General features: G+C 35.1%; 12 protein-coding genes. All 12 read left to right on the top strand.

The features are described 5' to 3' along the window. Positions 1 to 66 precede the first annotated feature (66 nt). The 12 genes from ppx (at position 67) to hisIE (ending at position 12,536) form a co-directional block, all read left to right on the top strand. Positions 67 to 1,593: an exopolyphosphatase gene (gene ppx / locus ACM6UH_RS03140; RefSeq protein ID WP_002482393.1), complete on the top strand. Its 1,527-nt coding sequence runs from the start codon at positions 67 to 69 to the stop codon at positions 1,591 to 1,593. 67 nt (positions 1,594 to 1,660) lie between these two features. Beyond that, the gene (locus tag ACM6UH_RS03135) at positions 1,661 to 3,820 is read left to right on the top strand and encodes an RNA degradosome polyphosphate kinase (RefSeq protein WP_011302400.1); all 2,160 of its coding nucleotides are present in this window, start codon (positions 1,661 to 1,663) and stop codon (positions 3,818 to 3,820) included. Positions 3,821 to 4,154: 334 nt separating this feature from the next. Further along, entirely contained in the window at positions 4,155 to 5,456 is a 1,302-nt protein-coding gene (locus ACM6UH_RS03130; protein WP_011302399.1) for a D-serine ammonia-lyase, read from the top strand. A gap of 167 nt (positions 5,457 to 5,623) precedes the next feature. Next, entirely contained in the window at positions 5,624 to 6,439 is an 816-nt protein-coding gene (locus ACM6UH_RS03125) for an ATP phosphoribosyltransferase regulatory subunit (protein ID WP_011302398.1), read from the top strand. 18 nt (positions 6,440 to 6,457) lie between these two features. Next, positions 6,458 to 7,075 (top strand): ATP phosphoribosyltransferase, encoded by a 618-nt coding sequence (gene hisG / locus ACM6UH_RS03120; protein WP_002482389.1) that lies wholly within the window; start codon positions 6,458 to 6,460, stop codon positions 7,073 to 7,075. Then, a complete protein-coding gene (hisD, locus tag ACM6UH_RS03115) occupies positions 7,065 to 8,333 on the top strand; it encodes a histidinol dehydrogenase (RefSeq protein ID WP_225791588.1) in 1,269 nt (422 codons plus the stop codon). The genes hisG and hisD overlap by 11 nt, the downstream gene beginning before the upstream one ends. Continuing rightward, positions 8,320 to 9,324 (top strand): pyridoxal phosphate-dependent aminotransferase, encoded by a 1,005-nt coding sequence (locus ACM6UH_RS03110; RefSeq protein WP_011302396.1) that lies wholly within the window; start codon positions 8,320 to 8,322, stop codon positions 9,322 to 9,324. Before hisD ends, ACM6UH_RS03110 begins: the two co-directional genes overlap by 14 nt. Continuing rightward, positions 9,302 to 9,880 carry an imidazoleglycerol-phosphate dehydratase HisB gene (gene hisB, locus ACM6UH_RS03105; RefSeq protein WP_011302395.1) on the top strand — a complete coding sequence of 193 codons (579 nt, stop codon included), beginning with the start codon at positions 9,302 to 9,304 and terminating at the stop codon, positions 9,878 to 9,880. Before ACM6UH_RS03110 ends, hisB begins: the two co-directional genes overlap by 23 nt. Next, the gene (hisH, locus tag ACM6UH_RS03100; RefSeq protein ID WP_011302394.1) at positions 9,877 to 10,473 is read left to right on the top strand and encodes an imidazole glycerol phosphate synthase subunit HisH; all 597 of its coding nucleotides are present in this window, start codon (positions 9,877 to 9,879) and stop codon (positions 10,471 to 10,473) included. The genes hisB and hisH overlap by 4 nt, the downstream gene beginning before the upstream one ends. After that, complete coding sequence (gene hisA / locus ACM6UH_RS03095) at positions 10,448 to 11,152, top strand: 1-(5-phosphoribosyl)-5-((5-phosphoribosylamino)methylideneamino)imidazole-4-carboxamide isomerase (RefSeq protein WP_048787529.1); 705 nt, start codon at positions 10,448 to 10,450, stop codon at positions 11,150 to 11,152. The genes hisH and hisA overlap by 26 nt, the downstream gene beginning before the upstream one ends. Beyond that, positions 11,149 to 11,907 carry an imidazole glycerol phosphate synthase subunit HisF gene (gene hisF, locus ACM6UH_RS03090; protein ID WP_002482383.1) on the top strand — a complete coding sequence of 253 codons (759 nt, stop codon included), beginning with the start codon at positions 11,149 to 11,151 and terminating at the stop codon, positions 11,905 to 11,907. Before hisA ends, hisF begins: the two co-directional genes overlap by 4 nt. Further along, complete coding sequence (gene hisIE / locus ACM6UH_RS03085) at positions 11,904 to 12,536, top strand: bifunctional phosphoribosyl-AMP cyclohydrolase/phosphoribosyl-ATP diphosphatase HisIE (RefSeq protein WP_011302392.1); 633 nt, start codon at positions 11,904 to 11,906, stop codon at positions 12,534 to 12,536. Before hisF ends, hisIE begins: the two co-directional genes overlap by 4 nt. The last annotated feature ends 17 nt before the right edge of the window (positions 12,537 to 12,553 follow it).

Below are 12,553 nucleotides of genomic sequence, written 5' to 3'. Positions count from 1 at the left end.
AGGAAAGAACAGGGTAAACAAAATAGAGCATATGATAGAACCTCATTTTTTACATAGGAGGCAAACATGGAACGTATAGGATTAATTGATATCGGTTCAAATACAATCAGGTTAGTTATTTTCGAATTTGATAAAAAAACAGGTCTAAACGAATTATTGAACATTAAAACACCAGCAAGGCTAAGCCAATATTTAACAAAAGATTTGGCGATGAACAACGAAGGTATTGAAGTATTAACTAAGACATTAAGCAGTTTTAAAACTGTAGCAGATAAGTTTGAAGTAACTGAATTACATCCCATTGCTACAGCGGCAATTAGACAATCAACAAACAGAGACAAAATTATTGAAAACATCAAAAAAGAACTGAATATAAAAATCAAGTTAATACCTGAAGAAGAAGAAGCATTTTATGGTTTTTATGCCATTACTCATACCACAGACATCCAAGATGGTGTTTCTGTCGACATCGGTGGCGGTTCTACAGAAGTTACACTTTTTAAAGACAAAAAGTTAATAGAAGCACACAGTTTTCCATTTGGTGTCGTCACTTTACAGCGTAAATTCTTTGACGGTAAAGATCATAATGATAAATCTTCAATCAAAGATATGGAGAAATTTTTATCTAAACAATTTGATCAACTCGCTTGGTTAAAAGACCAAGAAGTCGCTTTAGTTGGGATAGGCGGTTCAGCTCGTAATGTTGCACGCATCCATCAATCTGAACATTCATACCCTATTGGCGGTGTCCATAATTATACAATGACGGACGATAATATCGATGAGGTATATTCTATACTTAAAAAAAGTTCTCGTGATGAATTGAAAGACATCGATGGTTTAAGTAGAGATCGTGTAGATATTATACTGCCTGCTGTCTCCGTCTTTAAAGTACTGTTTAATAAAATAGAAGCTTCGCAGTTTACATTTTCTCGTAAAGGTTTACGCGAAGGCTATGCCATGAATATTATTAGTGAGCGTTATCCAACAGAATTTAAAAAAGAAAACATTAGAAAAGATGCCCTTTTCCACTTAGCTAATGAATATGGCATAGAGGAATCGAGCGCAAATCAACGTGTTAAATTGGCACAGTCTTTATTAAAACAACTTATCAATTTAGATAAAATTGAGGTATCAGATGACGAAAAAACATTATTTGCCGAGGGTGCTTACCTGTATTACTTAGGTAGATTTATTGATTCAGATTCTAGTTCACCGCACACATATTATATTATTGCTAACTCTATGATTGATGGTTTCAAACATGAGGACCGCGTTAAATTAGCATTGCTTGCAAGTTTTAAAAATAAATCACTGTTAAAATTCTTTAGTCATGAGACGGAATGGCTACGTGGTAAAGAATTGGATAATGTTCAATCACTTGGTGGCATTATAAAATTTGTTAATGCGCTCAACATCTCTCATACAAGTGCTGTTGAGTCGATAGATTTAAAAGAAAAAGATGGCGAGTATACATTATACGTTTACTATAATGGTGCACCAATTGCTGAAGAATATCAGTCACTTCGTCAAAAAAAACATATTGAGAAAATTTTAAAAGAAAACCTTTCTATTATCTTTACAAAATCTTAAAATTCATATGATACGGTATACGTAGCAAAATATGTATTTTAGACTACAACGAGGTGTATAAAGCGTTATGCATAGAAATTTGGGAGATAAAGACTTAAATTTACCGCAATATTATAATAATAGAGAGCTTAGTTGGTTAGATTTTAACTACCGTGTATTACAAGAAGCACAAGATAAGAACAACCCACTATTAGAACAACTTAACTTTATCTCTATATTTAGTTCGAATTTAGATGAATTCTTTATGGTTCGCGTAGCGGGCTTACAAGATCAAGTCAAAATGGGATACGATAAACCTGAAAACAAAGCACAATTAACACCTAAGCAACAACTCGTTCAAATTAAGCTAAAGAACAAGGAAATTGTTGATTTACAATACAAGCGTTATAACGAATTAATTGATGACTTAAAACAATATCAAGTAGAAATCATAAAACCAGAACAACTACCTGACGATTTATTGCCTCAACTTGAATCAGAATTTAAGTATGGCATCTTGCCAACACTAACGCCCTTAGGGATTGATGCTTATCATCCTTTCCCTAAATTAAATAATAAAAGCTTGAATATTTTTGTAGATATCGATACAGAAGATGATATTAATTCTGCTATCGTTCAAATACCTTCACTTATTTCTCGATTTTATTCATTTAACAAAGGTGATAAACAATATATCATTTTGATTGAAGATATTATCACCTACTTCATTAACGACTTATTTTCAGGATATACGGTCTTGAACACATTTACGTTTAGAATCACACGTAATGCTGACTTAACTATTCATGAAGATGGCGCAGAAGATTTATTAATAGAAATTGAGCGCTTCTTAAAAGAGCGTAAACGTGGTACTGCTGTACGTTTAGAAGTAGATGGCCGACAAGCGACACATGAGGATATTGTGTGGATTATCAACCAACTAGATGTGCACGATAATGACGTCTATTTTGTAGATGGGCCTCTCGATTTAACCATGTTGACTGATTTAGTTGACCACCTATCCAATAAGCTGAAATATTTGAAATATAATAAATATGTCCCACAAATACCTCAATCTCTAGGAAATCACAATATTTTTGATTTATCTTTAAAAAGAGATATCTTCTTCCACCACCCATATGAATCATTTGAACCTATTGTTGATTTTATACGGGAAGCAGCTGAAGATCCAAATACTATTGCAATAAAACAAACACTCTATCGTGTAAGTAAGGATTCTCCTATTATTAATAGTTTGAAAAATGCAGCTGAAAATGGCAAACAAGTCACTGTGCTTGTCGAATTAAAAGCACGTTTTGATGAGGAAAACAACGTACATTGGGCAAGAATGTTGGAAGAAGCAGGTTGTCATGTTATTTATGGTATGACACATTTGAAAACACATAGTAAAATTGCACTCGTTGTTAAGCGAATGAATAATAAATTAACTTCATTCATTCATTTAGGTACTGGTAACTATAATGATAAAACAGCGAATATTTATACCGATATGGGACTGATTACAACGAATGCTGAAATTGCTGAAGATGCGATTAATTTCTTCAATTATTTAAGTGGCTATTCAGTAAAACCTGAATATAACAAATTGATTGTCGCACCTTTCGATATTCGTGATGTCTTTTTAGCTAGAATAGATAACGAAATCAAATCACATCGTGAAAATGGTAACGGTAAGATTATCATGAAAATGAACTCATTAACGGATAAAGATATCATTCTTAAATTGTTTGAAGCATCCTGTGCAGGAGTAAAAGTTCAATTGATCATTCGTGGTATTTGTTGTCTCAAGCCAGGTGTTCCAGGAATCAGTGAAAACATTGAAGTCGTAAGTATCGTTGGTAGATTCCTAGAACATTCACGCATCTATCATTTCCATAATAATGGCGACGACATCATATATCTTTCTTCCGCCGATGCAATGACTAGAAATATGATTAAACGTGTAGAAATTTTATTCCCAGTTGAAGATAAAAATATTGCGAAACGTTTATTAGATTATATGAACTTACAACTCTCAGATAACCAAAAAGGACGTTACCAAGATGAATTAGGTCAATATCATTATATTGAAAATAATTTATCACCTTTAAATTCTCAAGCATTTCTAATGAAAGAAGCTATGGATTATGGCCAACAATTAAAAGAGGATAATACACGCCCACAAGTTATGTCTGTTAACGAGCGTAAAGGCTGGTTTACTAAAATACGTAAGCAATTCAGAAAGTAATTTGTTAGTAAGATAGCTTAGACAAAGCAGTCATTTTAACTAGTCCACAAAGAGTCAGGAACATTCAAAGTTGTTCCTGACTCTTTTTTATTTATATTTCATCAATCATTTTTCTAACTTACAATTAAAATAAGCAATCATGCTAATTTGTAAAAATATTATCGTTCACTCTGTGTAAACCCATTTTTGAATCGAGTCAATGGTTCTAACTACAATAACCAATATCATCATATTATATCGGCGAATCAGGCGATTTCATCTATTTTTTGCTATAATTAATGTAGCGTGAAATTTATATTTCGTACTGTTATTAAAATGATACGGAGGTATTAATATGAACGATTTAGCAACACTTAAACAAGATTTCCCTCTCATAGATAGTATGCAAAATTATAAGCCTATTTTTTGGGAAAACCCAAATTTTCGTAAACCAGCGTCATTAACATTTACTTTAAAAGATATGGAAGATGCTGCGCAACGACTTGAACGATTTAGTAGTTACATAAGCACTGTATTCCCAGAAACTGAAAATAATCATGGCCTTATTGAATCACCTTTAAAACACATACCTTTTATGCAAAATACTTTGACAAACATAGAGTCCTTACCCATTGAAGGTAAGCTATGGCTAAAATGTGATAGTCACCTCGCTATATCTGGATCAATTAAGGCGCGCGGTGGTATCTATGAAGTACTTAAATTAGCTGAAACGATAGCGATGCAAGATGGCGATTTAAAAGAGACAGCTGATTATCGTGTACTGGCTGAGCAAAAATATCAAGATCTGTTTAGTAAATATAATGTTGCCGTTGGTTCAACCGGTAATTTAGGATTAAGTATCGGTATTATGAGTGCAAAACTGGGCTTTAAAGTGACGGTTCATATGTCTACAGATGCACGTCAGTGGAAGAAAGATCTTTTGAGGTCACGTGGTGTGGAAGTCATAGAACATCAGTCAGATTATCAGTACGCTGTAGCAGAAGGAAGAAAACATGCTGAAAACGATCCTACCTGTCATTTTGTGGATGACGAAGGTTCATCTGACTTGTTTTTAGGATATACAGTCGCTGCATTAAGATTAAAAGCACAATTAGCTGCTGAAAATATACAAATAGATGCTGAACACCCTCTATTTGTCTACATACCTTGTGGTGTCGGTGGTGGCCCAGGAGGAGTGACATTCGGTCTAAAACAAGTCTTTGGAGAACATGTTTATTGTATTTTTACTGAACCAACACATGCCCCTTGTATGCTATTAGGTATGATGACGCAATTACACGATAAAATTTCAGTTAAGGATATTGGCATTGATGGAAACACAGACGCGGATGGTTTAGCAGTTGCGCGTCCATCTCGCTTAGTCGGGCAAATTATGAATACGTTACTCTATGGTATACAGACCGTATCTGATAGCGAAATGTATCGTTATCTATATCTTTTAAGTGAAAAAGAAGATATCTTTATTGAGCCCTCTGCCGCGTCAGGGTTTGCTGGCATTAAATCAGCAATAACATTAGCCAAACAACAGGGTATCCAAATGAATCAAGCAAATCATATTGTATGGGCAACTGGTGGTAATATGGTGCCTAAAGAAGAAATGCTAAAATATGTTAATCATGGTAAATCTTGCTTATAGTATTAATCCCTTGCACTTTTTTAAATGCAAGGGCATTTTTATACCGCTTAACCAAAAACATTTTCAGAATATTTATTGAATTCTAAAAATAAATGTGTTAAAGTATTCTTTATCAATTTACTTTAGTTCGGTAGAGAAACAAAGTATATGCAAAGGATGGTTTTAATATGGATGCAGCAACAATCATTAATAACAAAGAAAAAGAACTTAACTTTTTAAAGCATTTTCAACAAGCTGACTTTAACTTAGTAGATTTTAGCTTTATTGAATCTCTAGCTTGGCAAACATTGAATAAAGATGATTTACAGCAAATGACTGAAAGAAGTTTCTGGCAACATGACCATCATATCTTTGCATTACGTAATGATTTCACCGACCAATTATTGCGTTATTACAGTAATTATCCTCCGCGTCATCAAAAAGTAGTTTATGCGGGACCGATTGTTCGTGATAACCATGTCTATACGCAATTGGGTATCGAACATTACAACCCTACCATAACGGATATGCAAGAAGATTTTATGACGTTTTATAAATATATACAACAATATCTTAATGACGATATCGATTTTGTCATTTTAGGACATTATCAACTTATCGATTTACTGTTAACTACTAAAGAACAAACAACAACGATTTTAAAATTAGTACAAGAGCGTAATATTTCAGAACTTTCATCCGAACTTGGCACTTCTCATCCGCTTGTTCAATTATTGACAACAAAAACAACGGATCAATTAGATTTACTTAGTCAACTCTTTCCTTACGATCATCGTACAATACAAGCTTTGCGCCGTTGGGAACAGTGGTTTAAGTCATTAAATGTAAAAGATATACATTTAGATATCACACCACAACCGCCTCGTTCATATTACAAAGGTGCATTTTTAAAATGTTATCTAAAAAATGATAAAAACCACCAACTTACTGGAGGTTTCTACAAAGGTGAATTAGATGGTTTTGGATTAGGTTTTATATTATAAATAAAAGGAGTTCTTATTATGCTTACAGTAGCTATAGCCAAAGGTCGATTATTAAAAAGCTTTATTACTTATTTAAAACAAGCTAATGAACAAGAACTAGTAGATGCATTAGAAAAACGAGAACGTCAATTATTAATTTCTGTAGGATCTATTCAAATCGTATTAGTTAAAGGTAGCGATGTCCCTATTTATGTAGAACAAGGTGTAGCTGATGTCGGGATTGTTGGTAGTGATATTTTAGAAGAAGGAAATTATACAATTAATAATTTGGTAGATTTACCATTTGGAGATTGTCATTTTGCTTTAGCTGCTAAACCAGAAACTTCTTCTTTCAATAAAATTGCTACGTCGTATGTAAAAACTGCACGTGCCTACTTCGAAGCACAAGGTATAGATGTAGAATTGGTAAAACTATCAGGTTCTATTGAATTAGCTTGTCTCGTAGAAATGGTGGATGGAATAGTAGATATTGTGCAGACTGGTACAACACTAAAATCAAATGGCTTAGTTGAAAAAGATACGATTAAACCCATTAACGCGAAACTTATCACAAATAAGCAATCCTATTTTAAAAAATCATCTGAAATTGATGCTTTTTTATCAACACTGGAGGTGTCACTCATTGATCATAGATAAAACGCTATTTTTGAAAAAGTATTTAAACCAATCTTCCTTAAATGAAGACCTATACCCCATCGTAAAGGATATTTGCGAAAACGTCAGACTTCACGGAGATGATGCCCTCAGAAATTATAATCAACAGTTTGATCAGGTAGAGACTTGCAATTTAGAAGTCGCTTACCAAACTTTAGAAAATGCCTATAATCGCCTAGACAGTGATTTACGTGAGGCCTTACAACAAAGTCACGCGCGTATTCAATCTTACCAAGAATCCATTAAATGTACTAAGCAACAAGGCACATCAGATTGTTATGAATTGTACCATCCTTTAGAACGCGTTGGCGTATATGTACCAGGTGGTAAAGCCAGTTACCCATCAACCGTCTTAATGACAGTAACACTGGCAAAGGTAGCTGGTGTAAAAAATATATCTGTAGTCACGCCCCCACAACTAAATGGTATACCAGATATCGTATTAGCCGCCTGTTATATCGCAGGTGTCGATAACGTTTATCAAGTTGGAGGTGCTCAAAGTATTGCTGCCCTAGCTTACGGTACAGAAACATTGCCAAAAGTTGATAAAATTGTAGGACCTGGTAACCAATTTGTTGCCTATGCTAAGAAATACCTCTTTGGTCAAGTAGGAATTGATCAAATCGCGGGCCCTAGTGAAATTGCATTAATTATTGATGACTCTGCTGATTTAGACGCCATCGCATATGATGTATTTGCACAAGCAGAGCACGATGAACTTGCAAGAACTTTTGTCATTAGTGAAGATGAAGCATTATTAAAACAACTTGAACAAAAAATACAGCACATACTTCCTCAAATTGAACGTCAATCAATCGTTCAAGCAAGTTTAAATGATAACCATTTTTTGATACATGTGAATAACTTTAGCGAAGCGTGTGATTTAATGAATCAAATTGCACCCGAACATGCTTCAATACAAACAGTTTCGCCACATGATTATCTAAATCATGTCCGTTACGTCGGCGCACTATTCTTAGGTTATTATTCACCCGAAGTTATTGGTGACTATGTCGCTGGCCCAAGTCACGTACTGCCAACCAATCAAACAGCTCGATTTACCAATGGTCTATCTGTTAATGATTTTTTAACACGTCATTCAGTGATAGATTTATCAAAAGATACATTCGATACCGTAGAACTGACTGCGCGTAAATTAGCCCATGTTGAACAATTATATAATCACGAACAATCCATAGAAATTAGAACATCAAAGGAGTTTAACGATGATAAGAATTAACAAAAATGAAAGCCCACTTCGCCCTTTAACAGAAGCACAACTCACATCGATTATACATCATGCTTCATTTAACTTTTATCCAGATGAAGAATATGAACGATTTAAGGCAGGTTATGCGCGTTATTATAATCTATCACCAGACCAAATTATTGCAGGTAATGGTTCTGATGAATTAATTCAAAAATTAATGCTTATCATGCCAGAAGGTCCAGCATTAGCACTTAATCCAGATTTCTTTATGTACCAAGCCTATGCCGACCAAGTTCATCGACCAATAGCGTTTGTAAATGCAGATAACGACTTAACATTTAATCTAGAAAATATATTAAGTCGCATTGAAGCAGTGCAACCCGCATTCTTTATTATGAGTAATCCACACAATCCATCTGGCAAGCAGTATAATCTAACATTTTTAACTGCAATTGCAGATAAAATGAAAAATATTGGTGGTTATTTTGTTATTGATGAAGCTTATTTAGATTTTGGGGATGCCTACACGCTTGAATTGCAACCACATGTTCTTCAAATGCGTACCCTTTCAAAGGCATTTGGTATTGCCGGTTTACGTTTAGGCGTGTTAATTGGAACACCTGAGACGATTCAACTTATACAAAGTATTGAACATCCTTATCCATTAAACACACTCACTTTACACATTGCACTTTTCATGTTTGAACATATTGATAAGACACGCACATTCATTGAACATCAGCGTGCATTAGCTGTTAGATTAAGACAAATGTTCCAAGATAATGTTAGCGATATAATGAAAGTCTTCCCTTCATCAACTAACTTTGTCTTAACAAAAGGATCCGCAGCGCAAAGTCTTGGCCTTTATATTGAAGATCATGGCTTCTTACCTAGACGTTATGACGAACCAAACATGAACGATTATGTAAGATATTCCATCGCCACAGACGACCAGTTAGACCAATTAGAACAGCTCATTAAATCATGGAGGTCACAATATGATATTTCAAAAGAAACGTAAGACTGCAGAAACAGAGTTATCAATCATTTTAGCCGATGACAAACGAACAAGTGAAATTAACACAGGGGTTGGTTTCCTAAATCATATGCTCACACTCTTTACGTTTCATAGTGGGCTGTCAATTATAATTGAAGCAAATGGAGATACCGAAGTAGATGATCATCACGTAACAGAAGATATTGGCATCGTACTAGGTCAGCTATTATTAGACATGATTCGAGAACGCAAATCTTTCCAAAGATATGGTGTGAGTTACATCCCTATGGATGAAACTTTATCTCGTGCTGTAGTTGATATTAGTGGACGCCCTTATTTATCGTTTAATGCCACTTTGAGTAAAGAAAAAGTAGGCACATTTGATAGCGAATTGGTTGAAGAGTTCTTCCGTGCTTTGATCATCAATGCACGTTTAACTACGCATATTGATCTACTTAGAGGCGGCAATACGCATCATGAAATTGAAGCCATATTTAAATCATTTGCCCGTGCATTAAAAATGGCACTTTCAGAAAATGATAATGATAACATCCCTTCATCTAAGGGTGTGATTGAGTGATTGCGATCATTGACTACGGATTAGGTAATGTAAAAAATGTTCAACGCGCAGTTCAGTATTTAGGATACGATGCGATATTGACCGATAAGTATAACGAAATTGCAAATGCTGATGTCGTCATCTTACCCGGTGTAGGTCACTTTAAAGATGCCATGCAAGCAATTAACGAGCGCGGTTTAGCAAATATAATCACATCCATTACGGATAAACCAGTGATTGGTATCTGTCTCGGTATGCAACTATTTTATCGTTGGAGTGCAGAGGGTGATGTCGAAGGGTTAAATATTTTCCCGGGAAATATAATTCCAATACAGTCCCCTTATCCTGTACCGCATTTAGGATGGAATAATCTAATAAGTAAACATCCTTTATTATTACATGATGTTTACTTTGTCCATGCGTATCAAGCTGAAATGTCACAACATGTGGTTGCTTACACAGAATACGGCACAAAAATCCCAGCAATTGTGCAATATCAAAATTATATCGGCATTCAATTCCATCCAGAAAAAAGTGGTGATGATGGATTAGCAATACTTAATCAAGCACTGAAAGGCGGATTTCAAGATGATCAAACTATGGCCAGCAATTGATTTAATCAATGCTACTAGCGTGCGACTTACTGAAGGTAAATACGATTCAGAAGTTAAAATGGCGCGTAGCGCAGAAGAAAGTGTACTTTTCTACAATCAGTATCAGTGTGTAGACCGAATTCATATCGTCGATTTAATTGGTGCAAAAAATCAAGTATCCATCGAGAGTGACTATATCAATCAATTACGCTCACTGACTGATAAACCTATGGAAGTTGGCGGTGGTATTAGAGATAGAAATACCATTGACACTTACTTTAATAATGGTATTGATTATTGTATCATCGGCACCAAAGGTATCGAAGATTTAGCGTGGTTATCGCACATGACACAAGCATTTCCAAATCGTTTATATCTATCCATTGACGCTTACCGTCGACAAGTCAAAATTAATGGCTGGGAAGAAGATGCTGGCCTCGATATCTTTGATTTATTACAACAAGTAGAATCTCTCCCACTCGGTGGTATCATTTACACAGATATTTCTAAAGATGGCAAACTCGAGGGCCCTAATTTCGAAATCACACAACAATTAGTTCAAGCAACTCAAAAACCAATTATTGCTTCTGGTGGTATTCGTCATCAACAAGATTTAGCCCAATTAGAATCCATTGGCGTTCATGCAGCCATTGTTGGCAAAGCTGCACACAACACTACCTTCTGGGAGGGATTGTCATGATTAAAAAACGCATTATTCCATGCTTAGATGTCAAAGATGGTCGCGTCGTCAAAGGCATTCAATTTAAAGGCTTGCGTGATATTGGCAACCCTGTAGATTTTGCACTTTATTATAATGAACAAGGTGCTGATGAACTTGTTTTCTTAGACATTTCACGTACAGAAGCTGGACATGATCTTGTACTTGATGTTATTTCGGAAACAGCAGAAAAACTTTTCATTCCATTGACAGTTGGCGGTGGTATTTCAACCATTGACGATATCTCTCAATTGTTAAACCACGGTGCAGATAAAGTATCCTTAAATTCAAGTGCACTTAAAAATCCAAGTTTTATAAAGGAAGCCAGCGAAAAATTTGGACGACAATGTATATGTATCGCCATAGATAGCAATTACGATAGCGAACTAAATGATTATTTTTGTTACACACACGGTGGTAAACAGCGAACGGATAAACGCGTTTATGATTGGGTTCAAGAAGTTGAAGCCCTAGGCGCCGGTGAACTTCTCATTACAAGTATGACGCACGATGGTATGAAACAAGGTTTTGATGTCTCACACTTACATGAAATTGAAAAACTTGTGAATATTCCCGTTATCGCTTCTGGTGGTGGCGGAAATCCTGAACATTTCGTTGACTTGTTTAAAGAAACAAACGTTTCAGCGGGACTTGCGGCAAGCATATTACACGATAAAGAAACAACTGTGAATCAAATTAAATCATCAATGAAACGAGGAGGTATTCCAGTAAGATGACTACTCAAGAGCCTGATTTTGACAAAGGACTTATTCCTGTTGTATTACAAGATGTACGTAACAAGCAAGTACTTATGCTAGGATATATGAATGAAACTGCCTATCAAAAAACACTCACTGAGGGGATTGTTACATTTTACTCTCGCTCAAAAGAACGTTTATGGACTAAAGGTGAAACTTCAGGTCACACACAAATAGTGAAACATATCCATCTGGATTGTGATCAAGATACATTGCTTATTGAAGTACTTCCAAACGGACCAACCTGTCATACAGGTAGTCAAAGTTGTTTTAATACGTCCGTACCTTTTAATGTGCAACAACTTGAACAAACAGTTGCAGCAAGTGCGCAGGCAGATAAAAGTAATTCGTATACTCAATATTTATTAAAAGAAGGACTTGAAAAAATAACTAAAAAATTTGGTGAGGAAGCATTTGAGGTGGTGATTGGTGCAATGAAAGGCGACGTTGAAGAGGTGACGAATGAAACCGCCGATGTTATGTATCACCTTTTTGTATTATTACATGCTTTAAATATTAAATTTGAAGATGTTGAAAAAGTACTAGCAAAACGTCATCAAACAGCCAATAATTTTAAAGGCGAACGAAGTGATATTGATCACTGGTAAGCGTCAAAATAAACTAA

The organism is Staphylococcus sp. LKG4-2 (assembly GCF_050955665.1).
GTDB classification, from domain to species: Bacteria; Bacillota; Bacilli; order Staphylococcales; family Staphylococcaceae; genus Staphylococcus; species Staphylococcus saprophyticus.
The sequence above is the reverse complement of the archived record's forward strand: the minus strand, read 5'-3'. Positions and strand labels throughout refer to the sequence as shown.